The sequence below is a fragment of the Cryobacterium sp. AP27 genome, assembly GCF_056680495.1.
On the sequence record NZ_CM155285.1, the window covers coordinates 171,801 to 192,360 of the forward strand.

The 20,560-nt window shown below is 62.3% G+C and carries 29 protein-coding genes and 1 pseudogene; 29 read left to right on the forward strand and 1 reads right to left on the reverse strand.

Annotated elements, in window-relative coordinates; genetic code table 11:
- Positions 1–111: 111 nt before the first annotated feature.
- The 27 genes from AC1MB9_RS00810 (at position 112) to map (ending at position 17,802) form a co-directional block, all read left to right on the forward strand.
- On the forward strand, positions 112–519 hold the full coding sequence (locus tag AC1MB9_RS00810) for a transposase (RefSeq protein WP_479964554.1): 408 nt from the start codon (positions 112–114) through the stop codon (positions 517–519).
- Between the two features lie 133 nt (positions 520–652).
- The gene (locus AC1MB9_RS00815) at positions 653–1,141 is read left to right on the forward strand and encodes a VanZ family protein (protein ID WP_479963160.1); all 489 of its coding nucleotides are present in this window, start codon (positions 653–655) and stop codon (positions 1,139–1,141) included.
- A gap of 154 nt (positions 1,142–1,295) precedes the next feature.
- A complete protein-coding gene (locus tag AC1MB9_RS00820) occupies positions 1,296–2,786 on the forward strand; it encodes a sugar transferase (protein ID WP_479963161.1) in 1,491 nt (496 codons plus the stop codon).
- 226 nt (positions 2,787–3,012) lie between these two features.
- A complete protein-coding gene (locus tag AC1MB9_RS00825; protein WP_479963162.1) occupies positions 3,013–4,794 on the forward strand; it encodes a DUF4012 domain-containing protein in 1,782 nt (593 codons plus the stop codon).
- A gap of 449 nt (positions 4,795–5,243) precedes the next feature.
- Complete coding sequence (rpsJ, locus tag AC1MB9_RS00830) at positions 5,244–5,552, forward strand: 30S ribosomal protein S10 (RefSeq protein WP_035834607.1); 309 nt, start codon at positions 5,244–5,246, stop codon at positions 5,550–5,552.
- A gap of 8 nt (positions 5,553–5,560) precedes the next feature.
- Positions 5,561–6,220, forward strand: coding sequence for a 50S ribosomal protein L3 (rplC, locus tag AC1MB9_RS00835; protein WP_479963163.1), 660 nt, complete (start codon positions 5,561–5,563; stop codon positions 6,218–6,220).
- 5 nt (positions 6,221–6,225) lie between these two features.
- Positions 6,226–6,876 (forward strand): 50S ribosomal protein L4, encoded by a 651-nt coding sequence (gene rplD / locus AC1MB9_RS00840; RefSeq protein WP_479963164.1) that lies wholly within the window; start codon positions 6,226–6,228, stop codon positions 6,874–6,876.
- Positions 6,876–7,178, forward strand: a complete 303-nt coding sequence (gene rplW, locus AC1MB9_RS00845) for a 50S ribosomal protein L23 (RefSeq protein ID WP_479963165.1) — start codon at positions 6,876–6,878, stop codon at positions 7,176–7,178. The genes rplD and rplW overlap by 1 nt, the downstream gene beginning before the upstream one ends.
- 24 nt (positions 7,179–7,202) lie before the next feature.
- Positions 7,203–8,042, forward strand: coding sequence for a 50S ribosomal protein L2 (gene rplB / locus AC1MB9_RS00850; RefSeq protein ID WP_479963166.1), 840 nt, complete (start codon positions 7,203–7,205; stop codon positions 8,040–8,042).
- Between the two features lie 9 nt (positions 8,043–8,051).
- Positions 8,052–8,333 carry a 30S ribosomal protein S19 gene (gene rpsS / locus AC1MB9_RS00855; RefSeq protein WP_035834613.1) on the forward strand — a complete coding sequence of 94 codons (282 nt, stop codon included), beginning with the start codon at positions 8,052–8,054 and terminating at the stop codon, positions 8,331–8,333.
- A gap of 26 nt (positions 8,334–8,359) precedes the next feature.
- A complete protein-coding gene (gene rplV / locus AC1MB9_RS00860) occupies positions 8,360–8,725 on the forward strand; it encodes a 50S ribosomal protein L22 (RefSeq protein ID WP_035834614.1) in 366 nt (121 codons plus the stop codon).
- Positions 8,725–9,507 (forward strand): 30S ribosomal protein S3, encoded by a 783-nt coding sequence (rpsC, locus tag AC1MB9_RS00865; protein WP_479963167.1) that lies wholly within the window; start codon positions 8,725–8,727, stop codon positions 9,505–9,507. Before rplV ends, rpsC begins: the two co-directional genes overlap by 1 nt.
- Complete coding sequence (rplP, locus tag AC1MB9_RS00870) at positions 9,507–9,926, forward strand: 50S ribosomal protein L16 (protein ID WP_479963168.1); 420 nt, start codon at positions 9,507–9,509, stop codon at positions 9,924–9,926. Before rpsC ends, rplP begins: the two co-directional genes overlap by 1 nt.
- A complete protein-coding gene (gene rpmC / locus AC1MB9_RS00875; RefSeq protein ID WP_479963169.1) occupies positions 9,926–10,270 on the forward strand; it encodes a 50S ribosomal protein L29 in 345 nt (114 codons plus the stop codon). Before rplP ends, rpmC begins: the two co-directional genes overlap by 1 nt.
- Before the next feature lie 2 nt (positions 10,271–10,272).
- Complete coding sequence (gene rpsQ / locus AC1MB9_RS00880; protein ID WP_479963170.1) at positions 10,273–10,572, forward strand: 30S ribosomal protein S17; 300 nt, start codon at positions 10,273–10,275, stop codon at positions 10,570–10,572.
- Positions 10,573–10,606: 34 nt separating this feature from the next.
- Positions 10,607–10,975 carry a 50S ribosomal protein L14 gene (gene rplN, locus AC1MB9_RS00885; protein WP_479963171.1) on the forward strand — a complete coding sequence of 123 codons (369 nt, stop codon included), beginning with the start codon at positions 10,607–10,609 and terminating at the stop codon, positions 10,973–10,975.
- Positions 10,976–10,977: 2 nt separating this feature from the next.
- Positions 10,978–11,337 carry a 50S ribosomal protein L24 gene (gene rplX, locus AC1MB9_RS00890; protein WP_479963172.1) on the forward strand — a complete coding sequence of 120 codons (360 nt, stop codon included), beginning with the start codon at positions 10,978–10,980 and terminating at the stop codon, positions 11,335–11,337.
- Positions 11,337–11,939 carry a 50S ribosomal protein L5 gene (gene rplE, locus AC1MB9_RS00895; protein ID WP_479963173.1) on the forward strand — a complete coding sequence of 201 codons (603 nt, stop codon included), beginning with the start codon at positions 11,337–11,339 and terminating at the stop codon, positions 11,937–11,939. Before rplX ends, rplE begins: the two co-directional genes overlap by 1 nt.
- 191 nt (positions 11,940–12,130) lie before the next feature.
- Positions 12,131–12,529 carry a 30S ribosomal protein S8 gene (gene rpsH, locus AC1MB9_RS00900; RefSeq protein ID WP_479963174.1) on the forward strand — a complete coding sequence of 133 codons (399 nt, stop codon included), beginning with the start codon at positions 12,131–12,133 and terminating at the stop codon, positions 12,527–12,529.
- A 6-nt stretch (positions 12,530–12,535) separates the two neighbouring features.
- Positions 12,536–13,072: a 50S ribosomal protein L6 gene (gene rplF, locus AC1MB9_RS00905; RefSeq protein WP_479963175.1), complete on the forward strand. Its 537-nt coding sequence runs from the start codon at positions 12,536–12,538 to the stop codon at positions 13,070–13,072.
- A gap of 3 nt (positions 13,073–13,075) precedes the next feature.
- Complete coding sequence (gene rplR / locus AC1MB9_RS00910) at positions 13,076–13,447, forward strand: 50S ribosomal protein L18 (protein WP_134172609.1); 372 nt, start codon at positions 13,076–13,078, stop codon at positions 13,445–13,447.
- The gene (gene rpsE, locus AC1MB9_RS00915) at positions 13,444–14,151 is read left to right on the forward strand and encodes a 30S ribosomal protein S5 (protein WP_479963176.1); all 708 of its coding nucleotides are present in this window, start codon (positions 13,444–13,446) and stop codon (positions 14,149–14,151) included. Before rplR ends, rpsE begins: the two co-directional genes overlap by 4 nt.
- The gene (rpmD, locus tag AC1MB9_RS00920) at positions 14,151–14,333 is read left to right on the forward strand and encodes a 50S ribosomal protein L30 (protein WP_174775401.1); all 183 of its coding nucleotides are present in this window, start codon (positions 14,151–14,153) and stop codon (positions 14,331–14,333) included. The genes rpsE and rpmD overlap by 1 nt, the downstream gene beginning before the upstream one ends.
- A complete protein-coding gene (gene rplO, locus AC1MB9_RS00925) occupies positions 14,333–14,905 on the forward strand; it encodes a 50S ribosomal protein L15 (protein WP_479963177.1) in 573 nt (190 codons plus the stop codon). Before rpmD ends, rplO begins: the two co-directional genes overlap by 1 nt.
- Before the next feature lie 115 nt (positions 14,906–15,020).
- Complete coding sequence (gene secY / locus AC1MB9_RS00930) at positions 15,021–16,343, forward strand: preprotein translocase subunit SecY (RefSeq protein ID WP_479963178.1); 1,323 nt, start codon at positions 15,021–15,023, stop codon at positions 16,341–16,343.
- On the forward strand, positions 16,340–16,936 hold the full coding sequence (locus AC1MB9_RS00935) for an adenylate kinase (RefSeq protein ID WP_479963179.1): 597 nt from the start codon (positions 16,340–16,342) through the stop codon (positions 16,934–16,936). Before secY ends, AC1MB9_RS00935 begins: the two co-directional genes overlap by 4 nt.
- A gap of 35 nt (positions 16,937–16,971) precedes the next feature.
- Positions 16,972–17,802, forward strand: coding sequence for a type I methionyl aminopeptidase (map, locus tag AC1MB9_RS00940; protein ID WP_479963180.1), 831 nt, complete (start codon positions 16,972–16,974; stop codon positions 17,800–17,802).
- 9 nt (positions 17,803–17,811) lie between these two features.
- On the opposite strand, the gene AC1MB9_RS00945 is transcribed toward map, so the two are convergent.
- Positions 17,812–19,743, reverse strand: a complete 1,932-nt coding sequence (locus AC1MB9_RS00945) for a BglG family transcription antiterminator (protein WP_479963181.1) — start codon at positions 19,741–19,743, stop codon at positions 17,812–17,814.
- Between the two features lie 225 nt (positions 19,744–19,968).
- Between AC1MB9_RS00945 and AC1MB9_RS00950 the strand changes: the two are divergent.
- Positions 19,969–20,163: pseudogene (locus AC1MB9_RS00950) on the forward strand (PTS sugar transporter subunit IIB); the annotation flags it as partial.
- 129 nt (positions 20,164–20,292) lie between these two features.
- Positions 20,293–20,559 carry an HPr family phosphocarrier protein gene (locus AC1MB9_RS00955; RefSeq protein ID WP_479964555.1) on the forward strand — a complete coding sequence of 89 codons (267 nt, stop codon included), beginning with the start codon at positions 20,293–20,295 and terminating at the stop codon, positions 20,557–20,559.
- Position 20,560: the final 1 nt, after the last annotated feature.

A 20,560-nucleotide genomic window follows, 5' to 3' on the forward strand; every position in this document is an offset into this window, starting at 1 on the left:
GCGGCCCGCTGGCGCACCCGAACAGAACCCATTGCCGCCGCTACGGCCCGGGCCGAGGCGATCCGGCTGGCCAAACGAATCCTTGAGCTCGACGCGGAGCTCGACCAGAACATGACTCGCATTCGCGACATTGTTGAAACCAGCCCCGCCGGCGAGCTCCTCCACAAGACCGGCATCGGCCCGGTCACAACAGCCAGGACTCTCGTTGCGTGGTCACACCCAGGGCGGGTCCGAAACGAAGCAGCGTTCGCCTCGATCGCTGGCGTGAACCCGATCCCCGCATCCTCGGGCAACACCACACGACATCGCCTCAACTGCGGAGGAGACAGACAACTCAACCGCGCATTGAACGTGATCGCCATGGTCCGAATGGTCCACGACTCCGGCACCCGCGCCTACGTCGAACGCCGACGCGCCGAGGGCAAGACCGACAGAGAGATCCGCCGGATCCTCAAACGCTACTTCGCCCGGAGCATCTACCGGCACCTCAACACCGCCTCAGCCACGAAGCTTCTGTGATGACAAGCGGCTCCCTGCGGCCATTCTAATGGCCAGGGCACCGTCCTGTTCACCCGCTCCGCCGGGTCCGTACGAGGGTTTTGCAGCATCGGGGTGCATACTCGTCTTGTAGCCACGACACGGGGGAACGAACATGGATGGCAATCCGCCGAAGAGTAGAGCGCGGGAATGGCTGAGCACCATCGCGCTTGTTGTGTGCCTTGGCATCGTCCTTCTGGCGACGATGTGGCCGACGCCACTCGACCAAGAATACGGACCTGCTGTTGAGAAGTTCCTGGCGGTGCTTCACCGCAACGGAATTCCGACGTGGTTCGGCTACCACAAGCTCGAGTTCACGGCAAACATCGCGATGTTTCTGCCGGTAGGTTTTCTTGTTTCGCTTTTGCTGCCGAACAGGGTGTTATGGCTGGCCCCCATTCTCTGCCCGGCACTGTCCATCGGAATTGAGTTCACACAGGCCGTGGCATTGTCGGCGCGATTCGCCACGATCATCGACGTGGTCGCGAACTCGATCGGAGCGCTCATCGGCATCATTCTCGCGGTCATCTTGCGTCATGCGGTCTACTCCCGCGACGAAAAGCTCGTGGCTCGTGCGCTGTGGGAGCGTGGCGTGCGCGTTTAGACAACAGTCTTTGCGCAATCTTGGGTGCGTGCCATGCGCGCACCCGGTGGCTCGTGAACTGGGCGGTAGCATATATCCCGGGAGGGCTTTCAAGCTCCGCATTTCATGAGGAACGAATGAGTCGCCAACTTCACCGGTGTGAGGAGCAGGCGACTTGCAGCAACAGGGGGAACACAGCGTGGCAGTAACCGATCGGCGCACAGTAGGCGCAACGCGACGCGATTCATGGCAGAGGGCGTTCGCGGTACGCCTCTTCATTACCGACGCCGTTGTCGTGACCTGTGCGGTGTTCGGCTCTCAACTGCTGTGGTTCGGCTTCGCGCCGGTCGAGCTCAGAGCTGAAGGCCGCCTCGACCTTCGCGCAAGCTATTTCACGGTTTCCATCGTTCTGGTCGTCGTCTGGATGCTGATGCTCGATGTGTTTGCGACGCGAGATCACAAGGTTGTCGGCAGTGGCACTCTCGAATACAAGAGAGCGGCAGATGCGACCATTCGCTTGTTTGGCTTCTTCGCCATCATCGCTTATCTCCTCAACGTCGAAGTGGCGCGCGGATACTTCTTGACCGCCCTGCCGGCGGGGCTTGTGGTGCTGCTGTTGTCTCGCTGGAGTTGGCGCCAGTGGCTGCGCAAGCGTCAGGCCGCCGGTGGCTATCTGTCACGGGCGCTGCTGCTGGGGGAGCGCCAGAAGGCCACACACGTTGCTAAGACGATCATGCGCACCCCCGGGTCGGGCATGCTTCTGGTCGGTGCGCTCAGCGAGGTGGGGACCACGCACAAGGGGCCGATCCACGGGATACCGATTCTCGGGGGCTACGACGACCTGCTGCAAGCGGTAGACGACTCTCAGGCCGACACGGTGATTCTCACGGGGGCCGACGAGATCAACCCCGCCGTGATGCGGCGGGTTGGCTGGGAGCTGGACGCGCGCGACATTGAGCTGATCGTGGCACCTGCACTTACCGACGTCGCCGGTCCGCGCATCCATGCGCGCCCTGTGGCCGGGCTGCCGCTCATCCACGTGAGCTACCCGGCGTTTGAAGGGGTCAAGCGCTGGACCAAACGAACCTTCGACATCGTGACGTCGTCGCTGCTGATACTGCTGAGTTCGCCCGTACTTATTGGCGTGGCCATCGCCGTGAAGAGATCAAGCCCCGGCGACATCATCTACCGCCAGGTGCGAGTCGGCCGGACAGGTGCCGCGTTTGGAATGCTGAAGTTTAGATCGATGACGCAAGACGCCGACGACCAGCTGGAAAGCCTGCTCGACGCCCAGGGCAAATCTGACAAACCGCTGTTCAAGGTGACCAACGACCCGCGCATCACGCCAGTCGGGCGGTTCATCCGTAAGTATTCACTCGATGAGCTGCCCCAGCTGTTCAATGTGCTGTTGGGTCACATGAGCCTCGTCGGCCCACGCCCGCAGCGGGCCGCGGAAGTGGCACTGTACGACGACGCAGCTCACCGACGGCTCATCATGAAGCCGGGCATGAGCGGCCTCTGGCAGGTCAGTGGGCGTTCGAATCTGAACTGGGAAGACAGCATTCGACTTGACCTGTATTACGTTGAGAACTGGTCGCTGACTGCCGACATCATGATTCTGTGGCGCACCTTTCGTGCTGTCATCCGCCCAGACGGAGCCGTTTAGGGCGGCGCCACCAGGGCGCCACACTGCTCCCGTCGATTGTCGGGGGCAGCTGCCGGTAAGGTCCTTATGGGGAATTCCTCCGGGCGGTCGCTGATACTACGTGGGGCCCGCCCATCTTCGTATAGTCGCTCTCAGCAGACGATTGATCCACCTGATTGGTTACATGCCACACGCAAGCGAGTCCCGCCGAAACACCCGCGCCCAGAAGAAGCGGCGGAAACCGCTGATGAAGCGGTGGTGGTTCTGGGTTCCGGTCGTGCTCCTGGTGTTAGTGATCGCTGCGGGGGCCTGGCTCGGGATTCGCGGACTGCAGGCTAAGAACCAGCTGGAGGCCTCCGTGCCCCTGGTCAGCCAGCTCAAAGACCAACTGCTCGCCCAAGACGTCGTTGCCGCGCAGAAGACGCTGGACGACATCACCCCTCGGGTCGCTGAAGCGCGCGCCCTGACGAGTGACGTGGTCTGGACGACAGCCGAGCACACGCCCGTCGTGGGATCGAACCTCACCGCGGTGCGCGAGTTAGCCGCGATCACCGATGACATCGTGACCGATGCGATTCCGCCGCTCATGCGGGTAGCCGGCACGTTGATGGACGGCGGGCTCACACCCGTTGACGGTGGTCTCGATTTGGCCTTGATTGCGGGCGTGCTGCCCGACGTCGCCGTGGCGTCGGGGGCGCTCGACGCAGCGGAGACTGCCGTCGGCGACATCGACACGGCCGACACGATCTCGCAGCTGACCGACGCGAAGTCGACAATGGCTGAGCTTCTCGCCACCCTGACGCCCGCTCTGCACGAGGTGCAGAGGATTGTACCCGTCGTGCTTCCGGCCCTGGGCTCGGAAGGACCCCGCAACTATGTGGTGCTCTTTCAGAACAACGCCGAAGCCCGGAGCCTGGGCGGAATCCCCGGAGCCATCGTTCCCGTCACCGTCGATGCCGGAAGGGTAAGCATGGGAACACCGGTAGGCGGTGAGGTTTTTGAGAAATTTCCCGAGTCGATAGTGCCTGTTCCGGACGGCGTCGATGAGCTCTACGCGCTCGGCTTCGGCACCTCCATTCTCAACTCCACGGTGCGGCCTGACTTCGCGTCGGCGGCAGGTGTGGTTCAGGCGATGTGGCGAGACACGTTTGATGAAGAAATTGACGGGGTCATCTCCATTGATCCGGTCGCGATGAGCTATCTGCTGCGCGCCAGCGGCCCCATTTCCCTTCCCTCGGGCGACGTGCTCACGGCCGAAAATGCTGTGTCGCTCCTTCTGAACGAGGTGTATCAGCGCTACCCCGGTAAAACCCAGGCATCGCGAGATGCGCAGGGCGCGTTTTTCGCTCAGGTGGTCGACGGGGTCTTCGGCACTCTGATGGGCGGCGGCGCTGACACGAAGGAGCTCGCGAAGGGCCTGATGCAAGCGGCCGATGAGCGGCGTTTCATGCTCTGGAGCACCAATGAGAGCGAAACCGCGTTGATCGCAGAAGGCAACCTGAACGGCGCGTTGCCGGTCAGCGACGCCACCACCGAGCGCATCGGCCTTTACACCCAAGATGCCATCGGATCCAAGATGACGTACTACCTGAAGCAGAAGGTGACCCTCAGCCAGGCCTCGTGTGGCACGGATGAGCTCGAAACCTACCGCGTCAGCACCGACGTCACCAACATCCTCACACCCGAACAAGTGCCGGGGCTGACCTACTACATCTTGGGAGATGGCAGCGAGGGCGTCAGGGCCGGGAACATCCGCATTGACCTGCTCGCCTACGCCCCGCCCGGGTCGACGATCAGCGCCGTGCGTGTCGATGGAGAAGCCATCGACTTCAGTGATTTCCATGACGCGAACAACCCGGTGGTGCGCGAACGCGTGACGATTGCGCCGCAGCAGACTCTCAACGTCACCTTTGACATCGTTGCGGGCGAGCCGGGGCACAGAGAACTGAACGCTCTGGTCACGCCGCTCGCGTACCCCACGCCGATCGAGGTTTCGACGTTGGATTGCGCGACCGCGGCCGCTCGTTGATGGCGCGCAAATGCTCTGACAGCATCGGAAACCCGACACGCGTCAACTGACTCGCGCACCGCGACACGCCCGGGTTGCATGAAACGGCAACTATGTGGCAGACTCATCTAGTTCAGCATTTTCGGGTGTCGCGTCAGCGCGGCCCGGGATCACTACCAGGCAGTGCATAGCCGCGTTCGCGTCCCTTAGCGGGAATCGGGCGCTCAGGCTAGGCCGTGGGTAGCAGAACGAAGCCTAAATCAACGTTTGAACGGTGTGGTTCGTCACGCTGTTCCCCAGGTTCTGCTCTGGGAGCCGGCGTTGATCGGCTCGGGCCGATTGATTCGGCGTGGGTCGAAATTGACATATGAACAGTGGTGCGACAGCAGCAGTGCTACTACGGCGTCCAATGCAACCTGAGACTAATGCGCTCTTGTATGTAAGACGCCTCAACAGAGAGAGAGTTCGACATGGCGGGACAGAAGATCCGCATTCGACTTAAGTCGTATGACCACGAGGTCATCGACATATCGGCACGCAAGATCGTCGACACAGTGACCCGCGCGGGCGCTACGGTCGTCGGCCCCGTGCCGCTTCCGACCGAGAAGAACGTGGTGTGTGTCATCCGTTCTCCTCACAAGTACAAGGACAGCCGGGAGCACTTTGAAATGCGCACCCACAAGCGTCTGATCGACATCATTGACCCGACGCCGAAGGCCGTCGACTCGCTTATGCGCCTCGACCTTCCGGCAGACGTCAACATCGAGATCAAGCTCTAGGGCCCGCGATGTCATACGCAGATACCAAGACCACCAAGGGTCTCCTCGGCAAGAAGCTCGGCATGACTCAGGTGTGGGACGAGAACAACAAGCTTGTTCCCGTTACCGTCATCGAGATCGCGCCGAACGTTGTCACGCAGATCCGTACCAAGTCCGTCGACGGATACAACGGCGTTCAGCTCGCCGCCGGTGCCATCGACCCGCGCAAGATCACCAAGCCGCTTGCGGGCCACTTCGACAAGGCCGGCGTCACGCCGCGCCGTCACATCACGGAACTCCGCACTGCGGATGCCGCTGACTACGCCCTCGGGCAGGAGCTCACCGTTGACGGTGTGTTCGTTGCCGGAACCAAGGTTGACGTCATGGGCACCAGCAAGGGCAAGGGTTTCGCCGGTGTTATGAAGCGTCACAACTTCAAGGGTGTCTCCGCTTCTCACGGTTCGCACCGTAACCACCGCAAGCCCGGTTCCATCGGTGCTTCCTCGACCCCCAGCCGTGTCTTCAAGGGCATGCGCATGGCCGGTCGTATGGGTGGCGAGCGCGTTACCGTGCTGAACCTCAAGGTGTACTCGGTTGACGCCGATAAGGGCGTCATGCTCGTCAAGGGCGCCGTACCCGGTGCTCGTGGCCGACTCGTATTCGTCCGCAACGCAGTGAAGGGAGCGTAGTTAATATGACTACCGCACTCGACATCCTCGACGCCAAGGGCGCGAAGGCCGGCTCTGCTGAGCTGCCCGCCGAACTCTTCGACGTCGCGACCAACATCCCGCTCATCCACCAGGTCGTTGTCGCGCAGCTCGCTGCCGCACGTCAGGGAACCTCCAAGGTCAAGCGCCGTGGAGAAGTTTCCGGTGCAGGGCGCAAGCCGTTCAAGCAGAAAGGAACCGGTCGCGCTCGTCAGGGCTCGATCCGCGCTCCTCAGATGACCGGTGGTGGCATCGTCCACGGACCGACGCCTCGCAGCTATGACCAGCGCACCCCGAAAAAGATGATCGCCGCAGCCCTCAAGGGTGCACTGTCCGACCGCGCACGCGGCGGCCGCCTGCACATCGTTGAGTCGCTGTTCAGCGCCGAGATTCCCAACACGAAGACGGCTCAGGCCCTGCTCACGCAGATCGCCAGCAGCAAGCACGTGCTGGTCATCTTGGAACGCACCGACGAGATGACGTTGCGCAGCATTCGCAACCTCCCGACGGTTCACATCCTCTCGTGGGACCAGCTCAACGCCTACGACGTGCTCGTCTCCGACGACATTGTCTTCACCAAGGGCGCGTTCGACGCATTCGTGGCGAGCAAGACCAAGAAGGAAGAGGTGTCCGCATAATGGCTACCGCGATTAACAAGGACCCCCGCGACATCATCATCTCTCCGGTCGTCTCTGAGAAGAGCTACGGCCTGATCGACGAGGGCAAGTACACCTTCATCGTTGATCCCCGCTCGAACAAGACGGAGATCAAGCTCGCGATCGAGTCCATCTTCAAGGTAGAGGTCGCTTCGATCAACACCTTGAACCGCGTGGGCAAGACACGCCGCACCAAGTTCGGAATGGGCAAGCGCAAGGACACCAAGCGTGCCATTGTCACGCTCAAGTCCGGCTCCATCGACATCTTCACGGCCGTCGGCTAAGCGGCGCGGACAAGAGGAACAGAAATGGCTATTCGTAAGTACAAGCCCACGACCCCGGGTCGTCGCGGTTCATCCGTTGCCGACTTCGCGGAAATCACTCGCTCCACCCCGGAAAAGTCGCTTCTGCGACCGCTTTCCAAGACGGGTGGACGTAACAACCAGGGGCGCATCACGACGCGTCACATCGGTGGTGGCCACAAGCGCCAGTACCGTGTGATCGACTTCAAGCGCAACGACAAAGATGGCGTCAACGCTCGCGTTGCCGAAATCGAGTACGACCCCAACCGCACGGCGCGTATCGCGCTCCTGCACTTCGTTGACGGCACGAAGCGTTACATCGTCGCGCCGAACAAGCTGAGCCAGGGCGACATCGTCGAGTCTGGTGCCGGGGCTGACATCAAGCCCGGTAACAACCTGCCGTTGAAGAACATCCCCACCGGTACCATCGTGCACATGATCGAGCTGCGTCCGGGTGGTGGCGCCAAGATGGCCCGCTCAGCCGGTGCATCCGTTCGCCTTGTGGCCAAGGAAGGTGTCTACGCCCAGCTGCGTCTGCCCTCCGGTGAAATCCGCAACGTGGATGCTCGCTGCCGTGCGACGATCGGCGAGGTCGGCAACGCCGAGCAGTCGAACATCAACTGGGGCAAGGCCGGCCGTATGCGCTGGAAAGGCGTTCGCCCGACTGTTCGTGGTGTAGCCATGAACCCGGTCGACCACCCGCACGGTGGTGGAGAGGGTAAGACGTCCGGTGGACGTCACCCGGTCACCCCGTGGGGCCAGAAGGAAGGGCGCACCCGCCACCCGAATAAGGAAAGCGACAAGCTCATCGTTCGTCGCCGCACCGTCGGCAAGAAGCGTAAGTAGGAGTAGACGATGCCACGCAGTCTTAAGAAAGGCCCATTCGTTGACGACCACCTGCTCCGCAAGGTAGTCACGGCGAACGAAGCCAAGAGCAAGAACGTTATCAAGACCTGGTCGCGCCGCTCGATGATCATCCCCGACATGCTCGGGCACACCATCGCAGTGCACGACGGTCGCAAGCACATCCCGGTGTTCGTCACCGAGAGCATGGTTGGGCACAAACTCGGTGAGTTCGCCCCCACGCGCACCTTCCGTGGACACGTGAAGGACGACAAGAAGGGCCGTCGCCGCTAACGCGGGGACGTGAAGGAGGAGAAGAAATGGTGGAGTCGATCGCACGCGTGCGTCACATCCGCGTTACCCCCCAGAAGGCTCGTCGCGTCGTCAACTTGATTCGCGGCAAGCAGGCGCATGAAGCGCTGGGCATTCTGAAGTTCGCACCCCAGGGTGCGAGCGATCCGGTGTACAAGCTGGTGGCCTCGGCCATCGCCAACGCCCGGGTCAAGGCAGATGCTGCGAACACGTATCTGGACGAGCAGGACCTGTTCATCAGTCGGGCATTCGTTGACGAGGGCACGACCCTCAAGCGTTTCCAGGCTCGCGCACAGGGTCGCGCTTTCGAAATCAAGAAGCGCACCAGCCACATCACGGTTGTGCTCACCACTCCTGAGGAGGGTACGAAGTAATGGGTCAGAAAGTAAACCCCTATGGCTTCCGTCTGGGAATCACGACCGACCACGTGTCGCGTTGGTTCTCTGACAGCACGAAGCCCGGTCAGCGTTACGCTGACTTTGTTGCAGAAGACGTCAAGATCCGCAGCCTGTTGGGCAAGAGCCTCGACCGTGCCGGCGTTTCTCGCATCGAGATCGAGCGCACTCGCGATCGTGTTCGCGTTGACATTCACACCGCCCGTCCGGGCATTGTGATTGGTCGCCGCGGCGCGGAAGCCGAGCGCATCCGCTCCGACCTCGAGAAGCTCACCGCCAAGCAGATCCAGCTGAACATCCTCGAGGTCAAGAACCCCGAGCAGGATGCACAGCTTGTCGCCCAGGGCATCGCCGAGCAGCTCTCCGCTCGTGTGGCTTTCCGCCGCGCGATGCGTAAGGGCATGCAGGGCGCCCAGCGCGCCGGAGCCAAGGGTGTTCGCATCCAGGTTTCCGGTCGTCTCGGTGGCGCTGAGATGAGCCGTTCGGAGTTCTACCGCGAAGGCCGTGTGCCGCTGCACACGCTTCGTGCGAACATCGACTACGGCTTCTACGAAGCCAAGACCACCTTCGGCCGTATCGGCGTGAAGGTCTGGATCTACAAGGGCGACATCACCAACAAGGAACTCGCTCGCGAGCAGGCCAACGCTAAGTCGTCCCGCCCCGAGCGTCGTGACGACCGACCGCGCCGTGCGCCCCGCGTAGATGCTCCGGCAACTGCAGCAGCTGCAGCACCGGTCGCAGCAGGAGTTGAGGCTAAATAATGTTGATTCCACGCAGAGTCAAGCACCGCAAGCAGCACCACCCCGGCCGTTCCGGCCAGGCAACTGGTGGCACGACGGTGTCGTTCGGTGAGTACGGTATCCAGGCGATGAGCCCCGCATATGTGACCAACCGTCAGATCGAGTCCGCTCGTATCGCCATGACGCGTCACATCAAGCGTGGCGGAAAGGTGTGGATCAACATCTACCCCGACCGCCCGCTCACCAAGAAGCCGGCCGAAACCCGCATGGGTTCCGGTAAGGGTTCTGTCGAGTGGTGGGTTGCCAACGTCAAGCCGGGTCGCGTTCTCTTCGAGCTCAGCGGTGTCACCGACGCCGTTGCCCGCGAAGCGCTGACCCGCGCTATTCACAAGCTGCCCCTCAAGGCACGCATCATCAAGCGCGAGGAGGGCGACGCATAATGGCGATCGGAACCAAGGAGCTCGCCCCAGTCGAGCTCGACACCTTTGAAAATGAGCGACTGTTCGACGAGCTGAAGAAGGCGAAGGAAGAGCTGTTCAACCTGCGCTTCCAGTCGGCTACCGGCCAGCTCGAAAGCCACGGCCGCCTGCGCGCCGTGAAGCGCGACATCGCTCGCATCTACACCGTTCTGCGCGAACGTGAGCTCGGCATTCGTGCCACTCCCGTTGCAGCCCCGGCTCCGGCCAAGGCTGACAAGGCAGAGAAGAAGACCAAGAAGGCCAAGGCCGCAGTGGAGTCCACCGACGACGCTGCAGCCGAGACCGTCGACACGAAGGAGGCCTAGTCATGGCGAAGACTGACGATAAGGTCGTCGCAGCCGAGACTGAAGCTCTCGTGCGCGGTTACCGCAAGACGCTGCGCGGCTACGTGACCAGCGACAAGATGAATAAAACCATCATTGTCGTGGTCGAAGACCGCGTAAAGCACCCGCTGTACGGCAAGGTCATCCGCCGTACGTCCAAGCTGAAGGCACACGATGAGGGCAACATTGCCGGCATCGGTGACCTGGTCCTGATCAGTGAGACCCGGCCGCTCAGCGCTTCCAAGCGCTGGCGCCTGGTCGAGATTCTTGAGAAGGCCAAGTAAGCCCCGCGCTTACTTGACTACAGAGGAGTAACAAATGCTTCAGCAAGAATCACGCGTCAAGGTTGCCGACAACTCCGGCGCCAAGGAACTCCTGACCATCCGCGTTCTCGGAGGCTCCGGCCGTCGTTACGCCGGACTCGGCGACGTCATCGTCGCCACGGTCAAGGACGCCATCCCGGGCGGCAACGTCAAGAAGGGTGACATCGTCAAAGCTGTCATCGTTCGCACCAAGAAGGAGACCCGTCGTTCAGACGGTTCGTACATCAAGTTCGATGAGAACGCTGCAGTGATCTTGAAGGCTGACGGTGACCCCCGCGGCACCCGAATCTTCGGACCGGTCGGTCGCGAGCTTCGCGACAAGAAGTTCATGAAGATCATCTCGCTGGCACCGGAGGTTATTTAATCATGGCCAGAATCAAAAAGGGCGACCTCGTCCAGGTCATCACCGGCCGTAGCCAGGCTCGCGGAGGCGACAAAGGCAAGCAGGGCAAGATCATCTCTGTCGACGTCGAGAAGAACCGTGTCCTCGTTGAGGGCATCAACTTCGTGACCAAGCACGTTCGCGTTGGCCAGACCCAGCGCGGCACCAAGACCGGCGGCATCGAGACGTTCGAGGCAGCTGTTCACGTGTCCAACGTTGCGATCGTCGACCCGGAGACCAAGAAGCCGACACGCGTCGGCTTCCGCACCGAAGAGGTAACGAAGGACGGCGTCACCAAGACTGTCCGCGTTCGTTACGCCAAGAAGTCGGGTAAGGACCTCTAATGACTGACTCCGCAGTAGCAACAGAAGCTGCGGCTCCGGCTGGCAAAATCCAGCCGCGGCTCAAGCAGAAGTACACGAGCGAAATTCGCGCTCAGCTTTCCGCTGACCTTGGATTCACCAATGTTCACCGCATCCCCACGCTGACGAAGATCGTTGTCAACATGGGTGTCGGAGAAGCAGCGCGCGACGGCAAGGTGATGGATGGTGCGGTTTCTGACCTCACCAAGATCACCGGCCAGAAGCCGCAGGTCACCAAGGCTCGCAAGTCGATCGCGCAGTTCAAACTGCGTGAGGGCCAGCCCATCGGCGCGCACGTCACCCTTCGTGGCGACCGCATGTGGGAGTTCCTCGACCGCACGCTGAGCCTCGCTCTTCCGCGTATCCGCGACTTCCGCGGCCTCTCGGACAAGCAGTTCGACGGCAACGGAAACTACACCTTCGGTCTCACGGAACAGGTTATGTTCCACGAGATCGATCAGGACCGCATCGACCGTATTCGCGGTATGGACATCACTGTTGTGACGACCGCCAAGAACAACGACGAGGGTCGCGCGCTGCTCAAGGCGCTCGGCTTCCCGTTCAAGTCGGCTGAAACCAAGTAGCCAGCACAACTAGTCAATTTCGGCTAGTGTTGGGAGCTTGCGCTTAGTAAGGACCTCAACAGTGTTGAGGACTTCAGGTCCAGCGCAATAACTTCACCCACGGGGGCCGGTCATTCGACCGGCCCCCTCACCACCACAGGTCGTCATCCGTGTAACGGGTGGGCGAAACCAGGCGAGAAAGGCACCACAAAATGACAATGACAGATCCGGTCGCAGACATGCTGACCAGACTGCGCAACGCTAACTCGGCGTACCACGACACAGTGTCGATGCCGAACAGCAAATTGAAAGCGCACATCGCAGACATCCTCAAGGCCCAGGGCTACATTTCAGCCTGGACCGTAACCGATGCTCGCGTTGGCCAGACCCTCACGCTCGACCTGAAGTTCGGTCCGAACCGTGAGCGTTCCATCGTGGGTATCAAGCGGGTTTCCAAGCCCGGGCTTCGCGTGTACGCAAAGTCAGCTGAGATCCCTATGGTTCTCGGTGGCCTCGGCGTTGCCATCCTGTCCACCTCCAGCGGTCTGCTCACCGACCGCCAGGCTGAGAAGAAGGGCGTAGGCGGAGAAGTACTCGCCTACGTGTGGTAACCGAGAATGTCACGTATTGGAAGATTGCCCATCCCGATCCCCGCTGGGGTCACGGTTGAGGCTGACGGCCAGGCCGTCTCCGTCAAGGGCCCGAAGGGCGAGCTCGCACTCGTCGTCGCCAAGCCCATCGAGGTCAAGATCGAGGACGGTCACGTACTCGTCATCCGTCCGAACGACGAGCGCGTTTCGCGTTCGCTGCACGGTCTGACTCGTACCCTGATCAACAACCAGATCATTGGCGTAACCGTTGGTTACACCAAGGGCCTCGAAATCGTCGGTACCGGTTACCGCGCAGCGCAGAAGGGCACCTCCGTTGAGTTCGCCCTCGGCTTCTCGCACCCGGTGATCGTCGAGCCCCCCGTCGGAATCGTTTTGACCGTCGAGAGCGTCAACAAGCTCACGGTCAGCGGAATCGACAAGCAGGCTGTCGGCGAGGTCGCCGCCAACATTCGTAAAATTCGCAAGCCTGAGCCTTACAAGGGCAAGGGTGTGCGTTACGCCGGCGAGATTGTTCGCCGCAAGGCCGGAAAGAGTGGTAAGTAAGCCATGGGACTGGGAACTAGAGGCAAGAGCAAATCTGCTGCCCGCGGACGCAGGCACACACGTCTGCGCAAGAAGGTCGAGGGTACGGCGCTTCGCCCGCGCCTCGTCGTCACGCGTTCAGCACGCCACGTATTCGTCCAGGTCGTTGACGACAGCAAGGGTTTCACCCTCGCGTCGGCATCCACTCTCGAGACTGACATGCGCACCTTCGATGGTGACAAGACCGCCAAGGCCCGCAAGGTCGGCGAACTTGTTGCTGAGCGCGCGAAAGCCGCCGGGATCGAGTCCGTTGTATTTGACCGTGGTGGCAGCAAGTACGCGGGACGCGTCGCAGCCATCGCTGATGGAGCTCGAGAGGGTGGATTGAACCTGTGAGCACTGAAACCAGCAAGACCGAAACAACTGCACCCGCTGCAGTCGCCGAAGCACCGGTGGAAACCGCTGCTTCAACGGCACCCGCACAGAACGAGCCTCGCGAGGCTCGTCGTGGTGGCCGTGAGCGCAACCCGAACAAGGACCGCGGTAGCCGCGATGCCGACAAGAGCCAGTTCCTGGAGCGCGTCGTCACCATCAACCGTGTTTCCAAGGTCGTCAAGGGTGGTCGTCGCTTCAGCTTCACCGCTCTCGTCGTCGTCGGAGACGGCAACGGACTGGTCGGCGTTGGATACGGCAAGGCCCGCGAGGTGCCGACCGCTATCTCCAAGGGCGTCGACGAAGCGAAGAAGAACTTCTTCCGCGTTCCTCGCGTTGGTCTGACCATCCCGCACCCCGTTCAGGGTGAGGCCGCAGCAGGCGTTGTTCTGCTTCGTCCGGCCGCAGCAGGTACCGGCGTTATCGCCGGTGGCCCGGTGCGCGCCGTACTGGAGTGCGCCGGCATCCACGACGTTCTGAGCAAGTCGCTCGGTTCGTCGAACACCATCAACATCGTGCACGCCACGGTGGAGGCACTGCACCAGCTCGAAGAGCCGCGTGCGGTTGCGGCTCGCCGCGGCCTCGCATACGAGGACGTGGCCCCGGCCCGTTTCCTTCGTGCCGATGCCGCTGCAGCCGCTGCAGCAAAAGCAAAGGCAGGTGAGTGATGGCTCAGCTGAGGATCACCCAGATCAAGTCCAAAATTAGTGAGAAGCAGAACCAGCGCGACACGCTTCGCAGCCTGGGTCTCCGACGCATTGGCGCCGTCACGATCCGCGAGGACAACTCGCAGAACCGTGGCTACGTCAACACCGTCGCTCACCTCGTGAAGGTCGAGGAGATTGACTAATGGCTGACGAGAAGGAAGCTACCAAAACGGTAGCCGACAAGCCCGCCACGAAGAAGGCGGCGGCTCCCAAGGCTGCCGCAAAGAAGGCGCCCGCCGCTGCTGCCGCAGTCAAGGCCGAGCCGACCGCGCCCCGCGAGCACGTGCTGAAGGTACACCACCTTCGCCCGGCTCCCGGAGCAAAGAAGGCCCGCCAGCGCGTAGGCCGTGGTGAAGGATCCAAGGGTAAGACCGCGGGTCGTGGAACCAAGGGTACGAAGGCGCGCTACAACGTGCGTATCGGCTTCGAGGGTGGGCAGATGCCTCTGCACATGCGCACTCCGAAACTGCGTGGATTCAAGAACCCGTTCCGGGTCGAGTACCAGGTTGTAAACCTGGAGCGTCTCGAAGAGCTGTACCCGACCGGCGGAGATGTCACCATCGCCGGCCTGGTCGCCAAGGGCGCAGTCCGGGACAACGAGAAAGTCAAGGTTCTCGGTAACGGTGAACTTACAGTTAAGCTGACCGTATCGGTCGACAAGGTCTCTGGCTCCGCACTGCAGAAGATCGTCGCCGCTGGTGGATCTGTAAAGTAATTCCCTAGACGCACACGTCGAGCCTGTCGGGGCCACCAATCGAGAATCGTTGGTGGCTTTCGACAGGCTCGATCTGCGTTAAGCTCGTTTTACGGTTACAAACTGGAGGCCTTTGTTGTTTAGCGCCATTGCGCGGATTTTCCGCACGCCTGATCTTCGAAAGAAGATCGGCTTCACCCTGGGCATTATTGCCTTGTTCCGACTGGGCTCGTTCATCCCTGCCCCCTTCGTGGACTTCGGCAACGTGCAGGCCTGTCTTGCAGCCAACCAGGGCACCAGCGGCCTCTATGAGCTGGTGAACCTGTTCAGCGGTGGCGCGCTGCTCAAACTGTCCGTGTTTGCACTCGGCATCATGCCGTACATCACGGCCTCGATCATCGTGCAGCTGCTGCGCGTGGTCATTCCCCACTTCGACACCCTCTATAAAGAGGGTGCCTCCGGTCAGAGCACTCTGACCCAGTACACCCGGTACCTCACCATTGCCCTCGGTATCCTGCAGTCGACCACGCTCATCACCGTGGCACGCAGCGGCGCCCTCTTCGGGACATCCGCCAGCACCGAGTGCACGCAGTTGATCACCAACGACGCCTGGTACGCCATCATGCTGATGGTCATCACGATGACGGCCGGTACCGGCGTGATCATGTGGATGGGTGAGCTCGTCACCGAACGTGGTGTGGGCAACGGCATGTCGCTGATGATTTTCGTTTCAATCGCAGCGCTCTTCCCGACGTCGCTCACCGCCATCGGCACCGCGCAGGGCCTCGACGTTCTGTTCCTCGTGCTCGCGGTAGGACTTCTGGTCGTCGCTGCGGTGGTGTTCGTTGAACAGTCCCAGCGGCGCATTCCCGTGCAGTATGCCAAGCGCATGGTCGGGCGACGTACCTACGGCGGTAACAACACGTACATCCCGATCAAGGTCAACATGGCCGGCGTCATCCCGGTGATCTTCGCCTCCTCCCTGCTGTACCTGCCCGCGCTCATCGCCCAGTTCAACCAGGCCCCCGCGGGCCAGTCGCCGGCGCCCTGGGTGATCTGGATCACGAACAACCTCACGCAGGGCGATCACCCGCTCTACATGGCGATGTACTTCCTCCTCATCATCGGCTTCACCTACTTCTACGTGGCCATCACGTTCAACCCCGAAGAAGTCGCCGACAACATGAAGAAGTATGGCGGATTCATCCCCGGCATCCGTGCCGGACGGCCGACGGCCGAGTACCTCGACTTCGTGCTGACCCGCATCACGCTTCCGGGATCGATCTACCTCGGCCTGATCGCACTGCTACCGCTCGTTGCCTTCTCGGTAATCGGAGCGGACCAGAACTTCCCGTTCGGTGGCGCGAGTATTCTGATCGTCGTCGGCGTCGGGCTCGAGACGGTCAAACAGATCGACTCGCAACTGCAACAGCGACATTACGAGGGGCTCCTTAAATGACTCGACTGCTCTTGATTGGTCCGCCCGGCGCGGGCAAAGGCACGCAGGCCACGCGTCTGGCCGAGACCTTTGACGTTCCGGCCGTCTCGACCGGAGACATCTTCCGGTTCAATGTGAAGAACGAGACCGATCTCGGACTGCAGGTGAAAGCGTTCATCGACGCCGGGGCGTACGTTCCCGACTCGCTGACCAACGCCATCGTGAAGGACCGCCTCGAGGAAGCCGACGCTGCCGCCGGATTCCTGCTCGACGGGTACCCGCGCACAACTGACCAGGTCGCGGAGCTCGACCGTCTGCTCGAGGCCGAGGGCACCAGGCTCGACGCCGTTGTGCTGATCACGGCCGACACCGATGAGGTCGTCTCCCGGCTGCTGAAGCGCGCCGAAGAGCAGGGACGCGCCGACGACACCGCCGACGTCATCCGTCACCGCCTCGGCGTCTACGCGGAGCAGACCGCCCCGCTGATCGACGTGTACAACGCACGCGGCCTCGTCATCACCATCGACGGCCTCGGCGCCGTGAATGTTGTGACCGACCGGATCCTCACGGCCCTGGCCGACCGGGGACTGCACGCCGTCAACACCATCGAATAGGCTGCGACACCGTCGTAGCTAGTCTGTAGGAACCTGTGAGCTTTCGTCGCTCAATATACAAAACCCCGGCCCAGCTGCGACTGATGGTCGCTCCCGGCCGGGCCACGGCGGCATCGCTCGCCGCGGCCCGGGCGGCTGCCGTTCCCGGCGCCACTACCCTTGACCTGGATGCCGCGGCGGAGGCCGCCATCGTTGCGCTCGGCGGAAAATCCAATTTCCAGCTCGAAGAGGGCTACAACCACACGGTGTGCGCATCGGTCAACGAGGAGGTCGTGCACGGCATCCCCGGCGGGCGAGTCCTCGTTCCCGGCGACATCGTGTCGGTTGACAGCGGCGCCATCATTGAGGGGTGGAACGGCGATGCGGCGTTCAGCGTCGTCATCCCGGACCCCGAACGCCCCGACGTGGTGGCCGAGCGCCAGAAGCTGTCGGACGTCACGGAGCAGTCGCTGTGGCACGGTATTGCCGTCCTGGCGACCGGCCGGTGGCTCAACGAGGTCGGCGACGCGATCGAAGACTATGTGGAGAGTCAGGGTTCCTACGGGATCCTGACTGACTACGTGGGGCACGGCATCGGAGAAGCGATGCACGAGGACCCGCCCGTCTTCAACTACCGCGTGCGCACCCGCGGCCCGGCGATCAAGCCAGGGCTCGTCGTCGCCATTGAACCGATGGTCGTCATGGGGTCGATCGACACGACGGTACGTCCCGACGACTGGACCATCGCCACCACCGACGGCCTCGCCGCCGCCCACTGGGAACACAGCATCGCCGTGCACCAGGACGGCATCTGGGTACTCACCGCCGAAGACGGCGGCGCCGCGGGTCTCGCCCAGTTCGGCATTGTTCCCGTTCCGATCCCCTGAGGCGACGGGCTACTTGTCCATCAGCTGCACCAGGGCGTCGATGAACGACGGAAAGTCCACCGAGCGTCTGATCAGGTGCTGAACGTCGGTTCGTTCGGCGAAGACCTCGACGAACTGATCGAAGACTGACTGGAACGACGACCGGCCGGCGGCGCTGAACGCGATCAGGGCCACCACCGTGACCCGACTGTCGCCCCAGTCCATCGGAGAATCGTTGATCACGATCGCGATGGACGTGCGTTTTGCGGTCATCGCCATGGCGTGCGGCACCGCGAGGTTGTCGGTGAACGCGGTCGACGACATCCGCTCACGCTCGAGGACGCCGTCGACGTGAGCCTCGTCGATCACACCCTGACGCACCATGCGGCCGCCGAGCTCGCGGATCATGCTCTCTTCATCGGCCGCATAGAAGTTGCGCAGGAACAGCGATTCATCGAAGAACTGCAGCAGATCGTCCTTGATCTGGGCCCGGCGACGGTGACGGCGAACCCTCATGGCGGCCTGACGGATGCGGTCGATGTCGCCCTCGGTGAGGAAGGGCTGGATGACGATGACGGCAGCTGACGGTACGGGAGGTTCAATGGTCGTGAGCACGAGATCGGCCCGCAGCTCGTCCCAATGCACATCGCTTCGGGTAATCTGGGCCACGACGGTGAGGTCGTCTCCGAGCACCCGCTCGATGCGCTGCCTCAGCTGCACGTGCATCGTGTAATAGTTCGGGCACACGATCACACACGTGACCCGCTCCACGGTGTTGGCCTGCTGCTCCAGGTGGGATCCCACGTGCATGGCGATGTAGGCGATCTCATCATCGTTGATCAGGATTTGCTCGTGCCGCTGCAGTTCGCTGGCGATGAAGACGGCGAGTTCGTAGGTCATCGGATATGAGGTCTTGATCGACCGCGTGAGCGGATTGCGTGAGTATTCGCTTTGCTGCGCGCGGTCGATGAGGTTGCGCACATGCAGGGTGAGGCGGGTGATGAACTCCTCGTCGGCGAGGTCTACGAGATACTCCTCGCTGGCCTGGCTGACGATCTGGCGTACCACGGCCAGGTCGTCGGCGCGGGCGAACGCCTGAGCGAAGATCTCCGGGGGCTGAGCGTTCCCGGGCGTCACGACGCGGGTCTTGAGCAGGGCAACCAGATAGGCGATGTCGACCTCGTCGAGCGCCACGGCAAAGTGAGTCGCGATGAGCCCGGCCAATGCGGAGGTCATGTCGGCGTTGATCGACGTGGGCAGCGCTGCGGGGGAGACCGACGCCGGGTCGGGACCGGCCCGCTTGCCGACCCGATCCACGGCAATCGCCACGTGCAAGAGCACATTGTTGGTACCGAATTCATTGACGAAATAGCCCTGGGTGTCGAGCATCGAAATGAGGTCCGTTTTGAATGCCTCAAGGCTCTCCGAGGCGAACTCTTGCTGGATGGCGGCGAGTTCCAGCAGGCCGCGCTTGCTCTCGTCCCTGAACATGCGGCTGAGAAGTTTGCGGCGGTCGTTTTCAGACCCGATGAGCGTAACGACGCTGCCCTGGCGGGACAGCGTCAGGCCGGACTCGGGCAGCAACGCGCGAACGCGCCCGAGGTCTGCCTCCGTCGTTGAATCGCTCACGAACATGTCCGCCGCGAGCTCGTACACGTCGATTCCACGGTCCCCGTCGGTGAGGCGTCGCACGAGTTGGTACAGGCGGCTCTGCGGCGTATCGGCGTCCGCGGGCCGCAGCGGTTGCGCCGAGCGGAAAGCGGCGTACGCGTCGCGGTTCAGCCGGTAGCCGGCCGGACCAGACTCGACCAAGGGCAGCGGATGCGCAGCAGCCTTCACGTTCGTGACGTAGCTGCGCACGCTGCGTGGCGTGACGCCGAGGATATCGGCAAGTTCGGACGCGGTCACCCAGCCGGGAGAGCGCACCAGGTAGTCGAGCATGCGCGTCTGCTTGCTACTCATTGTTCAGATCCGCCGCGCGCTGCCCGGCTATGGAGCCGCATTGTGCGTCCCTGCCTGCTGCTACTCCCATACTCCCGATCGTAGTCACCTATTCCGCCAAGGCACCGGATTCGGTGCGACACGGGAGGACCGCTTCCGGGGGAGCGGAAAAGTGTCTGGTGGCCGCTTTAAGGGGGTTGGCTCACACTGGGAGGAGCCTAAAGTGAGCCGAGAAGGGGCGAATCAATGAGGATTCACGTTGTCTGTGGTGCCGGTGCGTCGAGCACCTTCGTCGCGCTGCGCGTGCGCCGCACGGCAGCCCACCGCGGCCTCGACGTTCACGTGACCGCCGGAAGCGAATCCGATCTCGCCGACACCATGCCGGCGACGGATGTTCTGCTCGTCGGCCCGCACCTCGCCGAGAGGTTCGAGGCCATCCGCAGGCAGGCCGGCCTGTTGGGAGTTCGCGCCCGGCTGCTGCCCGCCTCCGTCTTCGCCGCACGCGACGGCGAGGCAGCCCTCAACCTTGCCCTTGACCACGACCTCACGCACGAAATGAAAGGCCCCGCCATGCTCGAACGAACAGTCCAGATCGGTTCCACCCACGGCCTGCACGCCCGCCCCGCGAAACTCTTCAGCCAGGCCGCCGCCGCCGCCGGAACCCCGGTCACCATCACGAAGACCGGTGGGAAGAGCGCCAACGCCGCCAGCATCCTCGGGGTCATCTCCCTCGGCATCAACCACGGCGACGAGGTGACACTCGCGACCGAGGGTGACAACGCGGAGAGCGTCCTCGACGAACTCGCCGGGCTGCTGCTCACGGACCACGACGCATAAG